General features: G+C 72.4%; 14 protein-coding genes. 6 read left to right on the top strand and 8 right to left on the bottom strand.

Annotated elements, in window-relative coordinates; translation table 11 throughout:
• Positions 1-5: 5 nt before the first annotated feature.
• The 4 genes from ACZ5VC_RS10035 to eccD all read right to left on the bottom strand — a co-directional run bounded on the left by ACZ5VC_RS10035 (position 6) and on the right by eccD (position 5855).
• Positions 6-1385, bottom strand: a complete 1380-nt coding sequence (locus ACZ5VC_RS10035) for a M16 family metallopeptidase (protein ID WP_469119568.1) — start codon at positions 1383-1385, stop codon at positions 6-8.
• Positions 1382-3601, bottom strand: coding sequence for a polyribonucleotide nucleotidyltransferase (locus ACZ5VC_RS10030; protein WP_469119567.1), 2220 nt, complete (start codon positions 3599-3601; stop codon positions 1382-1384). The genes ACZ5VC_RS10035 and ACZ5VC_RS10030 overlap by 4 nt, the downstream gene beginning before the upstream one ends.
• Before the next feature lie 286 nt (positions 3602-3887).
• Complete coding sequence (rpsO, locus tag ACZ5VC_RS10025) at positions 3888-4178, bottom strand: 30S ribosomal protein S15 (RefSeq protein ID WP_158991116.1); 291 nt, start codon at positions 4176-4178, stop codon at positions 3888-3890.
• A 201-nt stretch (positions 4179-4379) separates the two neighbouring features.
• Complete coding sequence (gene eccD / locus ACZ5VC_RS10020; protein ID WP_469119566.1) at positions 4380-5855, bottom strand: type VII secretion integral membrane protein EccD; 1476 nt, start codon at positions 5853-5855, stop codon at positions 4380-4382.
• A 184-nt stretch (positions 5856-6039) separates the two neighbouring features.
• Here eccD and eccCa point away from each other — a divergent pair, with 184 nt between their 5' ends.
• The gene (eccCa, locus tag ACZ5VC_RS10015; protein ID WP_469119565.1) at positions 6040-10032 is read left to right on the top strand and encodes a type VII secretion protein EccCa; all 3993 of its coding nucleotides are present in this window, start codon (positions 6040-6042) and stop codon (positions 10030-10032) included.
• 87 nt (positions 10033-10119) lie between these two features.
• Positions 10120-10353 carry a DUF397 domain-containing protein gene (locus ACZ5VC_RS10010; RefSeq protein WP_469119564.1) on the top strand — a complete coding sequence of 78 codons (234 nt, stop codon included), beginning with the start codon at positions 10120-10122 and terminating at the stop codon, positions 10351-10353.
• 85 nt (positions 10354-10438) lie between these two features.
• Here the strand turns inward: ACZ5VC_RS10010 and ACZ5VC_RS10005 are convergent, their stop codons facing one another.
• From ACZ5VC_RS10005 to eccB, 4 genes are all read right to left on the bottom strand, one after another.
• A complete protein-coding gene (locus tag ACZ5VC_RS10005) occupies positions 10439-10747 on the bottom strand; it encodes a WXG100 family type VII secretion target (RefSeq protein ID WP_469119563.1) in 309 nt (102 codons plus the stop codon).
• A 16-nt stretch (positions 10748-10763) separates the two neighbouring features.
• Positions 10764-11093 (bottom strand): hypothetical protein, encoded by a 330-nt coding sequence (locus tag ACZ5VC_RS10000; RefSeq protein ID WP_469119562.1) that lies wholly within the window; start codon positions 11091-11093, stop codon positions 10764-10766.
• Between the two features lie 98 nt (positions 11094-11191).
• Positions 11192-12436, bottom strand: coding sequence for a type VII secretion-associated serine protease mycosin (gene mycP, locus ACZ5VC_RS09995; protein WP_469119561.1), 1245 nt, complete (start codon positions 12434-12436; stop codon positions 11192-11194).
• Positions 12437-12448: 12 nt separating this feature from the next.
• A complete protein-coding gene (eccB, locus tag ACZ5VC_RS09990) occupies positions 12449-14005 on the bottom strand; it encodes a type VII secretion protein EccB (protein WP_469119560.1) in 1557 nt (518 codons plus the stop codon).
• Between the two features lie 189 nt (positions 14006-14194).
• Here eccB and eccE point away from each other — a divergent pair, with 189 nt between their 5' ends.
• From eccE to ACZ5VC_RS09970, 4 genes are all read left to right on the top strand, one after another.
• On the top strand, positions 14195-15490 hold the full coding sequence (gene eccE / locus ACZ5VC_RS09985; protein ID WP_469119559.1) for a type VII secretion protein EccE: 1296 nt from the start codon (positions 14195-14197) through the stop codon (positions 15488-15490).
• A complete protein-coding gene (locus ACZ5VC_RS09980; protein WP_469119558.1) occupies positions 15490-16221 on the top strand; it encodes a hypothetical protein in 732 nt (243 codons plus the stop codon). Before eccE ends, ACZ5VC_RS09980 begins: the two co-directional genes overlap by 1 nt.
• Positions 16222-16543: 322 nt before the next feature.
• The gene (locus ACZ5VC_RS09975; protein ID WP_469119557.1) at positions 16544-19927 is read left to right on the top strand and encodes an SCO5717 family growth-regulating ATPase; all 3384 of its coding nucleotides are present in this window, start codon (positions 16544-16546) and stop codon (positions 19925-19927) included.
• Between the two features lie 173 nt (positions 19928-20100).
• Complete coding sequence (locus ACZ5VC_RS09970; RefSeq protein WP_469119556.1) at positions 20101-21948, top strand: ABC transporter substrate-binding protein; 1848 nt, start codon at positions 20101-20103, stop codon at positions 21946-21948.
• The last annotated feature ends 3 nt before the right edge of the window (positions 21949-21951 follow it).

Below are 21951 nucleotides of genomic sequence, written 5' to 3'. Positions count from 1 at the left end.
AGACTTCAGGAGACGGATTCGTGCAGGCGGGCGGCCTGCTTGTCCTTGAGCGGGCCGATGACCGACAGCGAGGGACGCTGCCCGAGGATGTCGCGGGCGACCTGGCGGACCTCGTCGGGGGTGACCGCCGATATCTGCGCCAGCATGTCGTCGACGGACATCTGCTCGCCCCAGCAGAGCTCGCTCTTGCCGATGCGGTTCATCAGAGCGCCGGTGTCCTCCAGGCCGAGGACCGTGGATCCGGAGAGCTGGCCGATCGCGCGGCCGATCTCCTCGTCCGTGAGCCCGTCCGAGGCGACCTTGCCCAGTTCGTCCCGGCAGATCGCGAGCACGTCGTGGACCTGGTTCGGGCGGCAGCCGGCGTACACGCCGAAGAGGCCGCAGTCGGCGAAGCCGGAGGTGTACGAGTAGACGCTGTAGGCCAGGCCGCGCTTCTCCCGGACCTCCTGGAAGAGGCGGGAGGACATGCCGCCGCCGAGGGCCGTGTTCAGGACGCCCATGGCCCATCGGCGCTCGTCGGTCCGCGGCAGCCCCGGCATACCGAGGACCACATGGGCCTGCTCGGTCTTGCGGCCCAGGTGCTCGACGCGGCCGGCCGTGCGGATGGACCGCAGGCCCTCGCGGGGCGTGACCGGGACGGCGTCCGTACGGGTCAGGGCGCCGGCCTTCTCGAAAGCCCTGCGGACCTGGCGTACGACCGTGGCGTGGTCGACGTTGCCAGCGGCGGCGACGACCAGGTGGGTGGGGTCGTAGTGCTTCTTGTAGAAGCGGGCGATCTGGCCACGGGTCAGCGCGTTGATCGTGTCGACGGTGCCGAGGACCGGGCGGCCGAGGGGCGTGTCGCCGAGCATGGTGTGCGCGAAGAGGTCGTGCACGCAGTCGCCCGGGTCGTCCTCGGTCATGGCGATCTCCTCGAGGATGACGCCGCGCTCGGCGTCGATGTCCTCCTCGAGGATCAGTGAGCCCGTGAGCATGTCGCAGACGACGTCGATCGCCAGGGGCAGATCGGTGTCGAGCACACGGGCGTAGTAGCAGGTGTACTCCTTCGCCGTGAAGGCGTTCATCTCGCCGCCGACCGCGTCGAGGGCGGAGGAGATGTCGAGGGCGCTCCTGCGCTTGGTGCCCTTGAAGAGGAGGTGCTCGAGGTAGTGCGTCGCGCCGTTCAGGGCGGGCGTCTCGTCGCGGGATCCGACGTGGGCCCAGATGCCGAAGGTGGCGGAGCGTACGGAGGGCAGGGTCTCGGTGACGACCCGCAGGCCGCCGGGCAGGGTCGTACGCCGGACCGTGCCGATGCCGTCCTTGCCCTTGAGAAGCGTTTGGGTACGGGCGACGGCCCGCGCCTCCGAGGAGGTGCGGGCCGTCGTCACGGAACTACGGGACGTCACTTGTCGGTGTCGTCCTTGTCGCCCTCGGCGGCGTCCTCGTCCGCGATCACGGGGATCAGGGAGAGCTTGCCGCGGGAGTCGATCTCGGCGATCTCGACCTGGACCGTCGAGCCGACCGCGAGCACGTCCTCGACGTTCTCCACGCGCTTGCCACCGGCGAGCTTGCGGATCTGCGAGATGTGGAGCAGACCGTCCTTGCCGGGCATCAGGGAGACGAAGGCACCGAAGGTGGTGGTCTTGACGACCGTACCCAGGTAGCGCTCGCCGACCTCCGGCATGGTCGGGTTGGCGATGCCGTTGATCGTGGCGCGCGCGGCCTCGGCCTGCGAGCCCTGGGCGGCACCGATGTAGATGGTGCCGTCGTCCTCGATCGTGATGTCGGCGCCGGTGTCCTCCTGGATCTGGTTGATCATCTTGCCCTTGGGGCCGATGACCTCACCGATCTTGTCCACGGGGATCTTGACGGTGATGATCCGCGGGGCGTTGGGGGACATCTCGTCCGGGACGTCGATGGCCTCGTTCATCACATCGAGGATGTGGAGGCGGGCGTCGCGGGCCTGCTTCAGCGCGGCGGCCAGGACCGAGGCGGGGATGCCGTCGAGCTTGGTGTCGAGCTGGAGCGCGGTGACGAAGGTCTTCGTACCGGCGACCTTGAAGTCCATGTCGCCGAAGGCGTCCTCCGCACCGAGGATGTCGGTGAGGGCGACGTAGTGGGTCTTGCCGTCGATCTCCTCGGAGATCAGACCCATGGCGATACCGGCGACGGGGGCCTTGAGCGGCACACCGGCGTTCAGCAGCGACATGGTGGAGGCGCAGACCGAACCCATGGACGTCGAACCGTTGGAGCCGAGGGCCTCGGACACCTGACGGATCGCGTAGGGGAACTCCTCGCGCGTCGGCAGGACCGGCACGATGGCGCGCTCGGCGAGCGCGCCGTGGCCGATCTCGCGGCGCTTCGGCGAACCGACGCGGCCGGTCTCACCGACGGAGTACGGCGGGAAGTTGTAGTTGTGCATGTAGCGCTTGCGGGTCACCGGGGAGAGAGTGTCCAGCTGCTGCTCCATGCGGAGCATGTTGAGGGTGGTGACGCCCAGGATCTGGGTCTCGCCACGCTCGAACAGCGCCGAACCGTGCACGCGCGGGATGGCCTCGACCTCGGCGGCGAGCGTACGGATGTCCGTGACGCCACGGCCGTCGATGCGGACCTTGTCCTTGATGACCCGCTCGCGGACGAGCTTCTTGGTCAGCGCGCGGTACGCGGCGGAGATCTCCTTCTCACGGCCCTCGAAGGCCGGGAGAAGCTTCTCGGCGGCGATCTCCTTGACGCGGTCCAGCTCGGTCTCGCGCTCCTGCTTGCCGGCGATGGTCAGCGCCTGCGAGAGCTCGGACGTCACGGCGGCGGAGAGCGCCTCCAGGACGTCGTCCTGGTATTCGAGGAAGACCGGGAAGTCGCCGGTGGGCTTGGCGGCCTTGGCCGCGAGCTCCGACTGGGCCTTGCAGAGCACCTTGATGAAGGGCTTCGCGGCCTCGAGACCGGCGGCGACGACCTCCTCGGTGGGGGCCTCGGCGCCGTCCTTGACGAGCTGGATGGTCTTCTCGGTGGCCTCGGCCTCGACCATCATGATCGCGACGTCGCCGTCCTCGAGGACGCGACCGGCGACGACCATGTCGAAGACGGCGTCCTCGAGCTCGGTGTGCGTCGGGAACGCGACCCACTGGCCCTTGATCAGCGCGACACGGGTGCCGCCGATCGGACCGGAGAAGGGCAGGCCGGCCAGCTGCGTGGAGCAGGAGGCGGCGTTGATCGCGACCACGTCGTACAGGTGGTCGGGGTTGAGCGCCATGATCGTCTCGACGATCTGGATCTCGTTGCGCAGGCCCTTCTTGAAGGAGGGGCGCAGCGGGCGGTCGATCAGGCGGCAGGTGAGGACGGCGTCCTCGGAGGGCCGGCCCTCACGACGGAAGAAGGAGCCGGGGATCTTTCCGGCTGCGTACATCCGCTCCTCGACGTCCACCGTCAGGGGGAAGAAGTCGAGCTGGTCCTTGGGCTTCTTGGAAGCGGTGGTGGCCGACAGCACCATGGTGTCGTCGTCCAGGTACGCCACGGCGGAGCCGGCGGCCTGCTTGGCCAGGCGGCCCGTCTCGAAGCGGATGGTGCGGGTGCCGAAGGTGCCGTTGTCAATGACGGCCTCGGCGTAGTGGGTCTCGTTCTCCACTAGCGAATTCTCCGTTAACTAGTCTGCGTATCGTCTTTTGTCCCGGAACGCCCGTGTGGCGGGGGACGGGGTGGAGAAGCGCGCCTGGTGTGCGGGCCGGTCTTCGATCGAAGCACCCGGGGTGCCATGCTCCGGGGGCCACTACCGAGGACCGGCGGCGGCGAGGCCGCGCTCTCCTCGTTCGTTATGGCGTTGTGCGACCAGACTACTTAGCAGTCGGTCCATACCGCACGTACAGCAAAGGGAGCGGCCCCCTAAAAGTGGGAACCGCTCCCTTCACGGCGTCTTACTTGGCACCGCCGGCCGCACCACGGCGGATGCCGAGGCGGTCGACCAGCGCACGGAAGCGCTGGATGTCCTTCTTGGCCAGGTACTGCAGCAGGCGGCGACGCTGGCCGACCAGGATCAGCAGACCACGACGGGAGTGGTGGTCGTGCTTGTGCTGCTTGAGGTGCTCGGTCAGGTCCGAGATGCGGCGGGAGAGCATCGCGACCTGGACCTCGGGGGAGCCGGTGTCGCCCTCCTTGGTGCCGAACTCGGCCATGATCTGCTTCTTCGTAGCGGCGTCGAGAGACACTCGGTACTCCTCTTGATGTTCGATGCGCCCGCGAGTGCCCCTGGTCTGTGTCTCAGGGGAGCTTCCGTGACTCGGAGGCGAAGGCGCGATGGGCGCTGCTCCCAGACACTTCCGGGAGCGCGTACACAAACGGCCGTCACCCAGCGTACCAGCCCGTCGCCGGGCCCCTGACCGGGGGCCACCGACCGCTCGGCCGCCCGCTCAGCCGGTGAGGGACCTGGCCTTCTCGAAGACGTCGAGTACGGCGAGGCAGAGCGGGACGAGGGAGAGGAGTACGGCGCCCTCGGCGAGGTCGAGGAGTCGGCCCCAGAAGGGGGAGAGGCCCCTCTTCGGGATGACCAGGCCGATGGCGGTGATCAGCGCGGCGCCGGCGGCGACGGCGGCGGTGAGCCAGATCGTACGGATGTCCAGGCCTCCGCGGTCCCCGTACACGCGCAGGTCCTGGACCGGGCCGGGCGGCGGGTTCAGGCAGAGACCGACGACCAGCAGGGCGAGGGCGGCGAGGCCCGCGACCAGGAGGCAGGCGACCTGTGAGGTGTAGCGGAAGAGCCGGGCACGCAGCAGCGCCGCGAGGCCGGTGGCGAGGGCCAGGAGCTGCGCCCAGGGGTCTGCGCTGAAGCCGAGGACGGCGGCGGAGCCGGCGACGACCGCGGCGCAGCCGCCGGCCAGGCCGAGCAGCAGGTCGTGGCCGCGGCGGGCCTGGGTCGCGATGTGTTCGGCGTCGATCCTGACCGGGACCCGCTCCCCGTGGGGCGTCTCGTGGAGGTCGTCGAGGTCGTCGGTGGCGCCGCGCGGGGCGGCGTAGCCCACAGGGAGCCGGGCGAAGCGGACGGAGAGGCCGGGCAGGAACGCGACCAGGCCGATGGCGAGGGGGGCGCAGACCGCGGCGGCGCCGGTGGCGGACGCTCCGGTGAGGATCGCCGCGAAGGTGGCGAGGGTGCCGACGACGGACAGGAGGCCGGCGGCGACGAAGGGGGCGTCCGCGCCGGGGGTGAGGGCCGCCACGACGGCGGAGGCGACGAGGACGGTCACACATCCGAGGAGGAACTGCAGGCGGCCCGGCCCGGCCCCGGCGCTCGGGCCGATGATCCCCGAGCCGGCGACGAGAAGCAGCGGGAGGGCGCCGAGGCCGAGGGCGACGGCCGTGAGCCGGTCCTCGTACACCCGGGCCCGTACGCCGGCGAAGGCGGTCAGCAGCACACCGGCCGCGCCCGCGACGACGCCCGGCAGGCCGTGCGTGTCGTGGCGGACCGGGTCGGAGAACCAGAGGGCGAAGGCCATCAGGACGAACAGGAGGACGCCGCCGGCCGGGGCGGCGCCACGCAGCAGGTCGTCGCTCCACAGGTGCCGGTCGCGGGTGACGGCGGAGGCGATGGCGTCGGACACGTCGTCGAAGACGGCGGGCGGGAGGGACTGCGCGAAGGGGCGCAGCGAGAGCAGTTCGCCGTCGAGGACCCGCTGGGCGGCGAGGGTGCGGGCGCCGTCGAGCACCGAGCCGTCGCGGCGGACGAGGTGGTAGCCGGTCGGTGTGCCGGGGGGCTGTGTCCGGCCGGTGAGGCGGAGTATCTCGGGGTGGATGTCGGCGACCGGGAGGTCCTCCGGGAGGGCGACGTCGATGCGGCCGTCGGGCGCCACGACCGTGACCCGGCAGAAGCCGGTCCCTGTGGTCGTACTCACGTGTCTGGACCCCCTGATTCGCGGTTGCGCACCGTGCCCGCGCAACCCTACCGGGACGCTGTGTCACCGCCGCGGCATAGGATCGCCGTCGCGGGAGGGGATCCGCGAGCGGGGGCACCAACGGGGGCGCCGGTGCGGAGACTTCCCGTCCGCCGTCCGCCCGTACCGAGGGATTGATGTACCGGTGAGCCAGATCGTCGTCAAACGCCCGCCGAGGTCCCTCCCTCCCGAAGTCCCGGTCGGCGAACTGGTGCTGGCGCCTCCGCCGGAGCTGCCCCGGGGGCAGCGGGAGTCCCTGATGATGCAGCTCCTGCCCATGCTCGGGATGGGTTCGTCGGCGGTCTTCTTCTTCATGCCGGGCACGCATCCGTTCATGCGGATCATGGGCGTTCTGATGCTGGTCTCGACGGTGGCGATGGCCGGCGCCCAACTGGCCGGATTCCTCAGGGGTACGCAGGGGCGCATGGCCGAGCTGCGCCGTGACTACCTCGCGTATCTCGCGCGGACACGGCGCACGGTGCGCCGCACGGCCCGGGCACAGCGAGACGCACAGCTCTATCTGCATCCGTGTCCCGAGCAGTTGTGGGCGGTGGTGGCCGAGGGCTCGCGGGTGTGGGAACGGCGGGCCGGGGACCCGGACTTCGCGCAGGTGCGGATCGGTCTGGGTACCCAGCGGCTGTCCACGCCGCTGATCGCGCCCGACACCGCGCCGGTGGACGAGCTGGAGCCGCTGTGCGCGGGCGCGATGCAGCAGTTCCTCGCGGTGCACGGGTCGCTCGACGGACTGCCGGTGGCGGTCTCGATGCGCGCCTTCCCTCATGTCACCGTCCGCGGCGAGCCGGAGTCGGCGCGGGCCGCGGCGCGGGCGCTGGTCTGCCAGCTGGTCACCCTGCACTCCCCCGACGATCTGGTGGTCGCGGTGGTGGCGGCCGGGGGCGCGCAGCGGCGCTGGGACTGGACGAAGTGGCTGCCGCACACGCAGGTGGCCGGGGAGCTCGACGGGGCCGGTACGAGGCGGCTGTTCGGCGACGACCTCGGGGAGCTGGAGGAGCTGCTGCGCGGACGGCTCGAAGGACGGCCCCGGTTCAGCCGCGACAGTCCGCCGGTGCTCGACCAGCCGCACGTCGTCGTGGTCGTGGACGGGGGTCTTGTCCCGCCGGACGCGCTGTGCGCGACGCCGGAGGGTCTGCGCGGCGTGACGATCGTCGAGGTCGCCCCGGACGCCCCCGCCGAGCCGGTGCGTGGCCTCTCGGTGGTCGTGCGGCCCGGGCGTCTGCGCCTGGACTCCGGCGGCGGCGTCGCGTACGAGGGGGAGCCGGACGGGATCTCGCCGCAGGCGGCCGAGGCGCTGGCCCGGCAGCTGGCCCCGCTGCGGATGGGGGGTGGGGACGACGACGAACCGCTGCTCGCCGATCTCGACTTCACGGACCTGCTGAACCTGGGCGACGCGGCCGCGGTCGACGTGGCCCGCACCTGGCGGCCGCGGTCGGCCGCCGAGCGGCTGCGGGTGCCGATCGGGGTCGGCGAGGACGGACGGCCGGTCATGCTCGACCTCAAGGAGGCCGCGCAGGAGGGCATGGGGCCGCACGGGCTGTGTGTGGGTGCGACCGGTTCCGGCAAGTCGGAGCTGCTGCGCACGCTGGTTCTGGGGCTCGCGGTCACCCACTCGTCGGAGACGCTGAACTTCGTCCTCGCCGATTTCAAGGGCGGGGCCACGTTCGCCGGGATGTCACGGATGCCGCATGTCGCGGCCGTGATCACCAACCTCGCCGACGACCTCACCCTCGTCGACCGCATGGGCGACGCGATCCGGGGCGAGCTGCGGCGCCGGCAGGAGCTGCTGCGCTCGGCGGGCAACTACGCGAACATCCACGGCTACGAGAGGGCCCGGGCGGCCGGGGCGCCGCTGGAGCCGCTCGCCTCGCTCGTCCTCGTCATCGACGAGTTCTCCGAACTCCTCACCGCGAAGCCCGACTTCATCGACATGTTCATCCAGATCGGCCGGATCGGCCGCTCGCTCGGGGTGCATCTGCTGCTGGCCTCGCAGCGCCTGGAGGAGGGCAGGCTGCGGGGGCTGGACACCTATCTCTCGTACCGGATCGGTCTGCGGACGTTCTCGGCGGCCGAGTCGCGGACGGCGATCGGCGTTCCGGACGCCTATCACCTGCCGTCCGTACCGGGTTCCGGCTATCTCACCTTCGGTACGGACGCGATGATCCGCTTCAAGGCGGCGTACGTCTCGGGGGCGTACCGCGCGCGGGAGCCCCGCCCGGCGGCGGGGCAGGTGCCGGTGGAGCGCCGGCCGGCCGTGTTCACCGCGGCGCGCGTGCCGGTGGTGTACGCGGCGCCCGATCCGGCGGCGCCCGCGGCGGCGCACGAGGAGGACGCCGGGGACGAGGCGCTGTCCGACACCGTGCTCGATGTGATCGTGCGGCGGCTCGAGGGGCAGGGTGTGCCCGCGCACCAGGTGTGGCTGCCGCCGCTGGACCGCGCGCCGGCGCTGGACCAGCTGCTGCCGGGGATCGCGCCGAGCGCGGACCGGGGCCTGACCGCCACGGAGTACACCCGACCGGGCGGGCTGACCGTGCCCCTGGGGCTCGTCGACAAGCCGTTCGAGCAGCGCCGGGAGGTGCTGTACCGCGACTTCTCCGGCGCGGCGGGCCACATGCTGGTGGTCGGCGGCCCGCAGTCCGGCAAGTCGACACTGCTGCGGACGCTGATCTCGTCGTTCGCGCTCACCCACACCCCGCGCGAGGTCCAGTTCTACGTGCTGGACTTCGGCGGGGGCAGCATGTCGTCCCTGGCCGGTCTGCCGCATGTCGGCGGGGTCGCCTCCCGGCTCGACCCCGAGCGGGTGCGGCGCACGGTCGCGGAGGTCGCGGGCGTCCTCGACCGGCGCGAGGAGTTCTTCCGGGCCCACGGCATCGACTCCATGACCGCCTACCGGCGCAGGCGGGCCGCGGGCGCGGTGCCGCCGGGTGGGGCGCTCCCCGGCCCGGCGGATGCGGAGGAGGCGTGGGGCGACGTCTTCCTCGTCATCGACGGCTGGGGCGGGTTCAAGGGTGACTACGAGGCGCTGGAGCCGGTCGTCGCCGACATCGCGGCGCGCGGTCTCGGCTACGGCGTCCATGTGGTGCTCACCGCGTCCCGTTACATGGAGGTACGGGCCGCGCTGAAGGACCAGATGCCGGGCCGCCTCGAACTGCGGCTGGGCGATGTCATGGACTCCGAGTTCGACCGGAGGGTCGCGGCGAACGTCCCGCAGGGAATGCCGGGCCGGGGCCAGGTGCCGGAGAAGCTGCATTTCATGGGCGCGCTGCCGCGCGTCGACGGATCGAGCGCCGTGGAGGACCTGTCCGAGGGCACGGCGGCGTTCGTACGCGCGGCGAAGGACGCCTGGGCGGAACCCCCGGCGCCGGCGGTGCGGCTGCTGCCGCGCACCCTGCCGGCGGACCGACTGCCGAAGGGCTTCGAGTTCCCCCGGGACGGCATCGCGATCGGCATCGACGAGACCGGTCTCGAGCCTGTGTTCGTCGACTTCGAGAGCGACCCCTTCCTGCTCGTCTTCGGTGAGGGCGAGTCCGGCAAGACGAACCTGCTGCGGCTGATCGCCAAGCAGATCGCCGAGCGCTACTCCCCCGACGAGGCGAGGCTCGTCGTCGGGGACTACCGCCGCACGCTGCTCGGCTCGCTGCCGGAGAGCCATCTGCTGGAGTACGCGCCGATGGCCGACTCGATGCACACCCACATGGAGGCGCTGGCGGGCGTGTTCGAGCGGCGCAGGCCACCGGCGGACGTGACCGCGCACCAGCTGCGCGAGCGCAGCTGGTGGACGGGCCCGCAGGTCTTCGTCGTGGTGGACGACTACGACCTGGTCGCCACCGCCTCGGGCAATCCCCTGGCACCGCTAACGGAGTACCTCCCGTTCGCCCGCGACACGGGGATCCGCTTCGTCATCGCGCGCACCACGGCGGGCGCCTCCCGCGCGATGTACGAGGGGTTCATGCAGCGCGTGAAGGAGCTGGGCGCCCAGGGTGTGGTGCTCTCCGGCGATCCGAACGAGGGCGAACTCGTCGGGAACGTACGGCCGCGGCCGATGCCCGCGGGGCGCGGCTACTTCGTGTCACGTCGACGGGGGGCGGCGATGGTACAGGTGGGCAGGATGCCCGAGCGGTGAATCGGGCCGTTCCGTGCGCGCGGGGGCGGCCGGAGCCGATAATCGATCCGCGACCACGTTCCACGTTCCACGAAGGGGAAGCGCCTGATGGGCACTCAGCAGGAGAAGGACGAGCTGTATGCGCTCGACATCAGCGGGGTGGAGTGGCAGGGCGCCCCGGGCACCAGCCCCGACGAGGAGCGCGTGGAGATCGCATACCTGCCGGGCGGGGCCGTGGCGATGAGGTCCTCCCTCGACCCCCACACCGTGCTGCGCTACACCGAGGCCGAGTGGCGCGCCTTCGTCCTTGGCGCGAAGGACGGCGAGTTCGACCTGCGGTGAGGTGAGCCACCGGCAGTTGGCCACGGCACGGAAGGGGGCCGCTCCCGCGAGGAGCGGCCCCCTTGCGCTGATCGGCCGGTCCGCGTCAGTACGTCTCGGTGAAGAGGCGGGATGCCTTCAGGTCGGTCGAACGGTAGTTGTCCTTGCCCCGCTCGACGAGCCGGGCGACCTGTTCCAGGCGGTTCTTCATGTCCTCCGCCCGCTTCTTGTACTTGCCCTGGAGGGTCACGTACTCCTGGTGCGCCTCACCGTCCCACGTACCGGTGACGACCTTGAGGGCCGTGTCCATCTCTTCCAGGTCCTTGATGATGTTCTGCGAGACGACCCGCAGACGGTTGGCCATCTCCTGGACGCTCTCGTACCGGACCCTGGTGTGCTGGTCGATGCCGGTCATGTTCGTCTCCTCGCGCTCAGATGCCGTTGAGGGCCGATGTGTGGGCGGCCGCGAAGGCGCCGCGCACCTCGTCGTCGTTGGCGTTGCTGAGGTTCTTAGTCTCGCCGACGGCGTGGAGCAGGACGCCCAGCAGCCGGCGGATCGTGTCGTGGTCCTCGTTGAGGGAGGTCTGGGCCCGTTTGAAGCCCTCCGCGCCGCCGCCGGTCCAGCCCGCGCCGACCGTCGCGAGGATGTCGGCCATCTCGCGGGCCTGCCGGGACACCGCCTCGCCGGTTTCCATGATCTTGTTCTTCGCCTTGACCACGGGGTCGTCGGCGAGTCCGAAACCACCTGCCGGGTTCGTCATGTGGAGCTCCTTGTGCGCGGTGCGGGGATGTGGCCCGCGGTGCGGCGGACCACTGGTACCGACACGTCCAACTGCGCAGCCCTGCTGGGGACATGGGCTCAGCGGGCTCTTTTCCGGCGGCTGTCCCTGAGCACGGTCGCGGTGCCGGCGACCACGGCGAGCAGGACGGCGGCGCTCGCGAGCGCGTAGGTCGCGAGCCGTTGGTCGCGCCCCTGGGCGCTCTCCGTCATGGCCAGCGGGGCCGGTTCGGGCGCGGGCGGCGCGGGGGGCGCCGGGTCGGGGGTGGCGGCGTCCGGGGGGCCGGCGTCCCCGTCGAGGGCGCGCAGGGGGTCGACGACGCCCCAGCCGACGTGGTCGTCACGGCCGTTGACCGAGCGCTCGGCGGTCTGCTCGATCTGGGCGACGACCTGATGGGCCTTCCATCGGGGGTACTTGGCGCGCAGGAGCGCGGCGACCCCGGAGACGTACGGGGCGGAGAAGCTGGTGCCGCTGTCGGCGCACTGGCCGTTGCCGGGGACGGTGGAGACGACGTCCACGCCGGGTGCGGCGACACCGACGAACGCACCGGACTGGGAGAACGCGGCGCGTTCGTTGTTGCGGTCGGACGCGGCGACGGCGAGGACGCCGGGGAAGGCGGCGGGGTAGGTGTTCTTGGACCTGCCGTCCATGCCGTCGTTCCCCGCGGAGGCGACGACCACGACGTCGGCGGCGAGTGCGCGCGCGACGGCCCGGCCGAGGTCCGACCGGGCGGTGAGCGCCTGGGTGGTGTCCTGCGAGATGTTGATGACCCGGGCGCCCTTGGCGACGGCGTGGTCGATGGCGAGGGCCATCAGGTCCGAGGTGCCGTTGTTCTTCCCGCCGTTCTGCCGGATCGGGATGATCGTCGCCTCCGGGGCGAGCCCCACGAACCCGGTACCCGCGCGGGGGCGGGCGGCGATGATCCCGGCGACCTTGGTGCCGTGGCCGACCTCGTCGACCGTGCCGGCGGCCCTGCCGCCCCCCGCTCCGGCGGGGTCTCGGCGGCCGGCGGCTCCCGGGTCCCCGCCGGCCGGGACGAAGTCGGCCCCGGCCGTGGCGTCGACGGCGTTCCTCAGCTGCGGATTGGCGGTGTCGACACCGGTGTCGATGACCGCGACCCGCACCCCCTTCCCCCTGGTCTCCTGCCACAGCTCGTCGAGCAGGACGCGCTGGAGCGGCCAGGGGGTGCCCTCCATCTGCTTCCTCATCGGGAAGGCGCACGCACCGCTGCCGTCGGGGCGAGGCCCCTGGGCGTGGGCGGGCGCCGCCGTCGGCCCGAGGAGGGCGGCCGAGGAGACGATCAGAGCCGCGATGCGGTACGGCATGGCACCTTCCCCCTACGAACCCTGCGGCCGGCGCGCGCTGTTGCTGTCGAGCCGTGGCCCCTTGGACAGGAAGTCCGACCAGGCGAGCGGCACCAGGGCGGGGACGACGTTCTCGTACCCCAGACGGATCTGTGCCTGGCTCGGCTCCGGGCGGCCGTCCCGCTGCTCGCCTCCCCGGTCGCCGGTGCCGGTGCCGGTGCGGGCCGTGTCACTGTCGCCGTTCGCCTGAACGGCGTACCGCAGACCCGTGTCCGTCACCAGGAACAGTGAACCGTCGGGGTTCGTCTGCTCGCCCCGGACCTGGGTGTACAGCAGACCGCTGCCCGGCGTGACATAGGTTCCGGTGCCGCCTGCGGTGATGTCCGCCGGGTAGCCGGTGCCCGCCCAGGTGGAGAGGGTGGTCCGGCCCCGCTGGTCGACGCCGCGCAGCACGCTGCACACCGTGTCCCGGGCGCCGGCGCCGCCGGTGGCGTTGACCTGCCCGACCCGCTCGGCGGGCCAGCGGCGGTCGGCGCCGAAGGCCGCGGGGTCCGGGGTGAAGGAGGCCGCGTCGACGGTGGTCGCCCGGCCGTCCATGTCGAGCGTCTCGGTCTGCGGGGAGTTGATGAGCAGCCAGGCGGTGAAGTCGGAGACCGGCCGCACCTTCCCCGGCAGGACGACGTAGTGCTGGGGGCCGGACCCCGTCTGGGCCTTCAGCACCATGCCCACACGGTCCTCGGTGGGGCTGAGACCGCCGCCGGCACCGGCGTCGGCACCGGCCGTGCCGGGGAGTCGGGGGAAGTCGACGGGGCTGCCGGTGTGCAGGGTGTTCAGCCAGTCGTCGGTGACCTGCTGCGGCTCCCGGTCGAGGCCGACCAGCGCGGTGGTGAGGCCCGGCGTGTCCGCCTGCGTGCCGGGCACGGCGTACTTGGTGCCCCCGGCGTCCACGAGGAAGCGGGCGCCGGTCTGCCCCTTCACATAGAGCACCTGGCCTCCGGTCAACCGCTCCCCCTTGCGGTCGGTGCGTGAGGCGTCGCGGTCGGCGAGGACGAAGGTGGCCTTCTGCACGCTGGACCCCCTGCCTCCGCCGGGCTGTTCGCACACCGCCCAGCGCTTGGCCTTCGCGGCGTCGGCGGCGGTGGGCAGCCGGTCGGGGGCGTACGGGATGCCGAGGACCGGTCCACGCGGCGGGCGGCCGGCGTCCAGTACGGAGTCGTCCACCTGGACCACCTCGAACCGCTGGGGGTCGAGCAGCAACCGGGCCGATGCCAGATTGAGCACCGGGTGGAGAAGCGTCCGGCGGTCCTTGCCCTCGCCGGTGGTGAGGACGACATAGCGGGTGGTTGACTGCCTGCCCACCACCACCTTGGTGCCGGGGGTGTCCCAGCCCTTCGGAGCCACCGGCTTGAGCATTCCCCACGCGCCGAACCCGGCCACGAGGACCGCGGCGGCGATCAGCCCGGGGACGACCGCGCGCAGGGGGCGGGGCGCGCCCTCGTCGGTGCCGGAGGGCGAGGGCCGGAGGAAGGCGGCCACCGTGCGTTTCTTCGCAAAGGTGTACGCGTTGAGCTCGTCCCGCCGTGATGCCATGGGTCCCCCGTCTTCCACCGGCACAGCCTCCGCACGAGGGACCGGGGAGCATGGCACCCGGAGCCCGGCTGTCCGACCGGCCCCCTACTATGCCTGCTGTCCGGGGGTGCCCGTTTGGCGGGTAGGGTGATCCAGCTCCCCAACGCCCCGGCCGTCAGGGGCGATCGGGACGAATGGGGGACTCTCCGGATGGCTTCCGCGACGCAGACACGGCCCGCCGCAGCGGCGCCGGGCACGGCGGGGCACCGGCCGCCGTCCGGGCCGAGTGCGGCTCCGCGCGCGCGGAGCCGCCCCGGACACATCGGGCCGTTCCGATTGCAACAACTCGTACTCGTCGAGATCGCCGCGGCGCTGCTTCTCGTCGCCCGGGTGACCGAGCCGCTGCTGCTGGTTCCGGCGGGGCTGGTCGCGGCGCTGCTCGTCCTCCTGGCCGTGGCGCGGCGGCGCGGGCGTTCGCTGCCCGAGTGGCTCGCCACCGCGATCGCCCTGCGCGCACGGACACGCGCCGCCGCCTCGGCGGCCCTCCCTCCGGGTACGGCAGCCGGCCTCGGGCCCCTGCTCGAATGCGATCCGGCGCTGCGCGCCCACGCGTACACCGACGGCGAGCGCCGCCCGGTCGGGATGATCGGGGACGGCACGTTCCTGACCGCCGTACTGCGGATCGAATCGGACGGCACGGCGCTGCGCCCCGACCGGGAGGCGCGGCCCCTGCCCGTCGCTCTCGTCCATGACGCGCTGGAGGTCGACGGCATCCGGCTGGAGTCGGCGCAGATCGTCCAGCACACCCAGCCCGCGCCCGCGCCGGACCTGGCCGCGCAGTCGCTGATCGCGCGGAACTACCTGCCGTTGCCCGCGGGGACCGGCGCGCCGGCCGTGCGCGTCACCTGGGTCGCGCTGAAGCTCGATCCGGAGCTGTGCCCGGAGGCGGTGGCGGCGCGCGGTGGTGGTACGCGGGGCGCGCGGAAGTGTCTCGTGCGCGCGGCCGACCAGTTGGCGAGCCGGCTCGCCGGCGCCGGTTTCGGCGCGACGGTGCTGACCGAGCAGGAGCTGACCGCGGCGATCACCACGTCCCTGTGCGCCGATCCGCTCGCTGTCGTACGGGCGGGGCGGGAGGGGCCCGCCGGGCGGCGCACCGAGGAGACCGCGCGCACCTGGCGCTGCGACGGCCGGCCGCACACCACGTACTGGATCGGGCGCTGGCCCCGGCTGGGCGCCGGGGGTGTCTCGTTGCCGCAGCTCGTGGCGCGGCTGACCGCGGCTCCCGCACTGGCCACGACCTTCAGCCTGACCCTGGGCGGCGGTGACCGGCGGGAGGCGTCCGTGACCGGTTACGTACGGGTCGCCGCGCGCGGCGGCGAGGAGTTGGTCGCCGCGCGCCATGAACTGGAGCGGATCGCGCGGGAGGCGGGGGCGGGGCTGGTGCGGCTCGACCGCGAGCAACTGCCCGCCCTGCTCGCGACGCTCCCGCTCGGGGGTGCCCGCTGATGCCCCTCCTCCCGGTGCGTACCCGCGCGCTGTCGGCGGGCGGTCGCGGCCTGATCGGACCGCGGCGTGAGCCCCACACGCTTCCCGTGCAGGACCTGGACGCGCTGGCGTTGCCGGTCGGCGACGACGGTGTGGTGATCGGCGTCGACGCGGCGGGGCAGCCCGCCGTCCTCGGCGTCAACCGTCCCACTCCGTACGAGATCACGCTGATCGGCGGCGTGTGGACCGCGCAGGTGCTGGCGCTGAGGGCCGCCGCCACGGGCGCCCGGATCGCCGTGGAGACCGGCCGCGCGCAGGCGTGGACGGCGCTCGCCCGGGCGGTGGGCGCCGATCGGCCGTGCGTCACGCTGCACGACGTCGGTCGCGTGCCGCCGCAGGGCGCCTCGGTCGGGAGTCCGGCGCTCGTGGTCCGGGACTGCGGGATGCGGCCGCCGCGCGGGCGTGTGGTGTCCGCCCCCTGGCAGTCGGTGGTCACGCTGCTCCCCTACCTGAGCCCGGTGGCGCCGCGGCTGATGCGGAAGTCGGGCCTGGTCGGCGTGCAGCGGGTGTCTCCGGACGAGGCCGCGCGGATCGGCCGCATCATGAATCTGCCGCGCGGCGAGACCGAAGCCCTGTCCACGCTCGCCGACGGCGTGACGCTCTGGTGCACTCCGGGCGACCGCCGGTTCGTGATGACCCGGCCGACGGACGCCGAGACCGGATTGTTGGGCAGCGCGCGCCGGATGGACTGAGCGGCCCTCCCGGGAGGAACGCCTCCGACGGACGGACCGATTCCGAACGAGATAGCCCTATTTGACCGTGCGTCTCTGTCATGTTTCCGCACAGAGGCTTCACTTGTCAGTCCCATGCGGAGGGACACGTGACGAACGGGACAGGCGAGGGGACCGGCCGCCCTGACGTACGGCCGCCGTTGACGATTAGGGTGGGAAGAGCGCGGCGAGAACCTGTGAGCAGGATCGCGGCGTCACAAGGGGAGAGCCGGGCGGCTCGGACGACGGAACGGTCGCCCCGCCCACGACGGCACAAGGGTGCTCGACCACACCAGGAGGCAAAGTGAACGGCGATCGGGACGAGATCCGCGAGGGCTGGAACACGCCCGTCGATGATCAGTCCGACGCGGATCCCGCCGAGATGACGGGTGAGTTCACCATCGACTACACCCCGCCGGCCTGGTACACGCAGAACGCGTCGGGGGACGCCGCGGGGGCTGCGTCGCATGGTGCGGTGCCGCATGGCACGGGACCGAACGGCGCGGTACCGAACAGCGCGGTCCCGAACGGCACTGCGCCGGGGGCCGGTGGCGTGAATCCGCCGCCGCCGTCCGGGGCGCCCGTGGCTCTGCCGGGGCTTCCCGCGGGCAGCGGCTTCGAGCCCAACTGGACGCCGGGCGCGCAGGTGCCGCCGGCTCCTCCGGCGCCGGTGTCCCTGCCGGCGACCGTGCCCCCGCCCGCGCCCGCGCCGGACGCCGGGGTTTCGGCTCCGCCGCCGGCCGCCACGCAGTCGGCGGAGCCGTTCGGGGCCGGTGACGTGGAGAGCGGCGCGACCATGCGCTTCTCCCCCGCCGCCCTGAAGCGCGAAATGGCGGAGATCGCCGAGCGCGAGGCCGCCGAGGCCAAGGCTTCGGAGGCCGCCGAGGCCGCCCAGCAGCCGGAGACGGACGCGCCGGCGGCCGGTCCGGTGGGCGGCGCCGCCGAGGGTCCCGCCAAGGACGACGAGCCGGGTGAGGACTCCCCGGCCCCGTCCGACGAGGCCGCGGAGCCGGTCGACAGCACGCCGGAAATCCCCGTGGCCGGGGCTCCGGCGGCGACTGACGGCGAGTCCGACTCCGACTCCGACTCCGAGACCACGGACGGCGGTGCCGCCGAGGAGCCGGCCGACGCGCCGGAGGTGCCCGCGCACGACGCGCCCGAGGACGCCGTCGTGGACGTCCAGGACGCCGTACATGTCGCGGACGGCACGGACGAGGCCGATACGGATCCGAGTGACGCCGTGCCCACGGACGCTCCGACGGCCGAGGCGCCCCAGGACGCCCCTCCGGTCGCCGCCCTGCCGTGGTCTCCCCCGCCGGTACCGCAGGGCGGCGGTCTGCCGCCGCTGCCCCCCGCCTTCCAGCCGGCCGCGCCCACCAGCACGCCGCAGTGGCCCGCGCCCGCGCCCACGGCGGACCAGTCCGCCCCGCCGCCGGCCACCGCGCCCGCCCAGCAGGGTGGGTACGGCTTCCCGCAGCCGGCTCAGCCCCAGCAGCAGCCTGCGCCCCAGGGCAGCTACGGCTACCCGAACCCGGGACAGCCGGGACCGGCCCCGACGCCCGGCCTCCCCGCCACCGCCACGGGCAGTGACGGCCCGCAGGGGTACGGCTACCCGGGTCAGCCGCAGTCGGGGCCGGCCCCGACGCCGAACCTGCCCGCGCCGACCGCGAGCCCCGACGCCTCCCAGGGCTACGGCTATCCCAACCCGGGACAGCCGGGACCGGCTCCGACGCCGAACCTCCCCGCCCCCGTGCAGCAGGCCGCCCCGATGCCGCCGCAGGCAGCCGCGCCCCAGGCCGGTTACGGCTACCCGAACCCCGGTCAGCCGCAGCCCGGTCAGGGCGCGCCGGGTGTCCCGCCGCAGGCCGTCCCGACGCCGAACCTCCCCGCGCCGACCGCGAGCCCCGACGCCCCCCAGGGCTACGGCTACCCCAACCCCGGCCAGCCGGGACCGGCCCCGACGCCCAACCTCCCCGCCCCCACCACCGGCACGGACGCCCCGCAGGGCTACGGCTACCCCAACCCGGGCCGGCCCCAGCCGGGCCCCGCGCCCACGCCCAACCTCCCCGCGCCCGTGCAGCAGGCCGCCCCGATGCCGCCGCAGGCAGCGGCGCCGGACGCCGGTGCCCCGCAGGGCGGGTACGGGTTCCCGCAGGGCGGGCAGCCGCCGGCGAACGCGCACCCCGACCAGCCGCAGGCCTATCCGCCCGCGCCCGTCGACCCGCGCGCCGGGGCCGCCTGGCCCACTCCGGTCACGCACGACCAACGGGAGCGTTCCGTCCCGGGAGCGCCGCTCGGGTACACCGCCGCCGTGGAGCTGTCCTCGGACCGGCTGCTGCGCAACAACAAGCAGAAGCCCAAGTCCAGCCGGAACCCCGGCGCAGGCGCCCGCTTCAAGCTCGGCGGCAAGAAGGAGGAGGCCGAGCGGCAGCGCAAGCTCGACCTGATCCGGACGCCGGTGCTGTCCTGCTACCGGATAGCGGTCATCAGCCTCAAGGGCGGTGTCGGCAAGACCACGACGACCACCGCGCTCGGCGCGACCCTGGCCACCGAGCGGCAGGACAAGATCCTGGCGATCGATGCCAACCCGGACGCCGGTACGCTCGGCCGCCGGGTGCGCCGTGAGACCGGGGCCACGATCCGCGACCTGGTCCAGGCGATCCCGTACCTCAACTCGTACATGGACATCCGCCGCTTCACCTCGCAGGCGCCCTCCGGTCTGGAGATCATCGCCAACGACGTGGACCCGGCCGTCTCGACGACGTTCAACGACGAGGACTACCGACGCGCGATCGACGTGCTCGGCAAGCAGTACCCGATCATCCTGACCGACTCCGGCACGGGTCTGCTGTACAGCGCGATGCGCGGGGTGCTGGACCTCGCCGACCAGCTGATCATCATCTCGACGCCGTCGGTCGACGGCGCCTCCAGCGCCTCGACGACGCTGGACTGGCTGTCGGCGCACGGATACGCCGAGCTCGTACAGCGTTCGATCACCGTCATCTCGGGGGTCCGGGAGACCGGAAAGATGATCAAGGTCGACGACATCGTGCAGCACTTCCAGACCCGCTGCCGCGGTGTGGTCGTGGTGCCCTTCGACGAGCACCTCTCGGCCGGCGCCGAGGTGGACCTCGACATGATGCGGCCCAAGACCCGCGAGGCGTACTTCAACCTCTCGGCGATGGTGGCCGAGGACTTCTCGCGGGCGCAGCAGGCCCAGGGGCTGTGGACGGGTGACGGCCAGGGCGGTCTGCCCCCGCACATGGCGCCCCCGATGCCCGGCGGTGCCCAGCATGCCCCGGGCGGTCAGCAGGCGCCGGGCGGCGGTCCGGTCCCCGGGCAGCAGCCGTACCCGCCGCAGCAGCCCGGGCAGCAGCCGTACGCCCCGCAGCAGCCCGGACAGCCCGGTCAGCCGTACCCGCCGCAGCAGCCGTACGGAGCCCAGCCGGGACAGCCCGGACAGCCCGGCGGCCACCCCGGACAGCCTCCGCAGCAGCCGTACGCGCCCCAGCAGCCCGGTATGCCCCCGCAGGGCTGGCAGCAGCCTCCCGCACAGCCCGGCGCCCCGGGAGCACCCGCTCCGCAGCCCAGCCCGGCGGAGTTGCAGGGTCCGGTTCCTCCGGCCGGTTGGCCCCAGCAGCAGCCGCCCCAGGCCCCGCCGCAGGCGCCGCCAGCCCCTCAGCAGTAAGGCGTCAGAGGACTGGACCAATGAGGGCCCGCACCGTCACCACGGTGCGGGCCCTCCTTGTATTCCCGCAGCCCACAAGGGGTTTGAGGGGTCGTTGACTCCACTCGTCCAGCGCTGATAGACCTTCGCTTCACCAGTTGGCGCCCCAAGATCCATGACGCGAGGTCCGTCCTATGGTCACAAAGGTTCCGCCCCGCACCGTCCGGCAACGCCCCCTGATCCGACTGCTCCTCGCCGCCGGCGTCACCGCCTCCGCCGTGGTGGCCGTCCCCGCGCAGGCAGAGGCCCGGCCCGCCGCCGACGGGGACAAGGGCGGGAACAACGTCCTCACCGTCGCCATCGCGCAGAGCATCGACTCGCTCAGCCCCTTCCTGGCACAGCGGCTGACCTCCACCACCGTCCACCGGCTGGCCTACGAGTACCTGACGAACTACGACGTCAAGGACGGGCACACGATCCCCGGTCTGGCCACCGCGTGGAAGTCGTCGCCGGACAAGCTGACCTGGACGTACACGATCCGCGACAACTCGAAGTGGTCCGACGGCAGGCAGGCCACGGCCGAGGACGCGGCGTGGACCTTCACCAAGATGATGACGGACCCGAACGCGGCCACCGCGAACGGCAGCTTCACGGCGAACTTCAAGAAGGTCACCGCGCCCGACCCCCGCACCCTGGTCATCGAGCTGAAGAAGCCTCAGGCCACCATGACGGCACTCGACGTGCCGATCGTGCCCAAGCACGTCTGGGAGAAGGTCGGCGACTTCTCGAAGTTCAACAACGACCAGCAGTTCCCGATCGTCGGCAACGGGCCCTTCGTCATCACCGACTACAAGGTCGACCAGTACCTCAAGCTCAAGCCCAACAAGGGCTTCTGGCGCGGCGCGCCGAAGTTCGACGAGCTGGTGCTCAAGTACTACAAGGACAACGACGCAGCCGTCGCCGCCCTGCAGAAGGGTGAGGTGTCGTTCGTGCCGAATTTGACGCCCGCCCAGGCCGCGGCACTGAAGTCGCAGAAGAACATCAAGGTCAACGACGCGCCCGGCCGGCGTTTCTTCGCGCTCGCCACCAACCCCGGCGCCCGCGCGAAGGACGGCAAGACCTTCGGCAGCGGCCATCCGGCCCTGCTCGACCCGGCCGTCCGCAAGGCGCTCTTCCTCGCGGTCGACCGCAGGACGGTCGTCGACAAGGTGTTCCAGGGCCACGCCGTGGAGGGCGAGGGCTACATCCCGCCGCGCTTCGGCTCGTACTTCTGGAAGCCGCAGTCCACGCAGCGGCTGAGCTACGACCCGGCCAAGGCGGAGCAGATCCTCGACCAGGCCGGATACCGGAAGAACAGCGCCGGAAAGCGGGCCGGCAAGGACGGCAAGCCGTTGGACTTCCGGATCCTGTGCCACGCCACCGACCCGAACGACAAGGCCGTCGGCAAGTACCTCCAGGAGTGGTGGGGCAAGCTCGGTGTCGGGCTGAAGGTCGACTGTCTCGACAACGTCTCCGACCCGTGGGCCAAGGGTGACTACGATCTGGCGTTCGACGGCTGGTCGGTCAACCCGGACCCGGACTACGTCCTGTCCATCCACACCTGCGGCGCGCTCCCGGCCACGCCGAAGGACACCGGCGCCACGGACAACTTCATCTGCGACAAGCAGTTCGACGGGCTGTACGCGCAGCAGGCGGTGGAGTACGACGCCGCCAAGCGGGCGGACCTGGTCAAGCGGATGCAGTCCCGGCTGTACGACACGGGGTACATGAATGTCATGGTGTACCCGAACGCGGTCGAGGCGTACCGCACCGACCACATCAGGTCGATCACGACCATGCCCGAGGCCGCCGGCAATCTGTGGGGCCAGGACGGCTACTGGAGCTGGTGGTCCGCCGTACCGGCCGGGAGCGGCGGCGACGACACGGACAGCGGTTCCTCGGCCGGAGCGGTCGTCGGGATCGGCGCGGCCGTGCTGGCCGTCGTCGGGATCGGGCTCTTCCTCGTGATGCGCCGGCGTTCCACCGCCGACGACCGCGAGTAGTAC

Source organism: Streptomyces sp. NPDC033174 (assembly GCF_055577795.1).
Note: the sequence above shows the minus strand (reverse complement) of the source record. Positions and strands in the feature narration are given on the sequence as shown.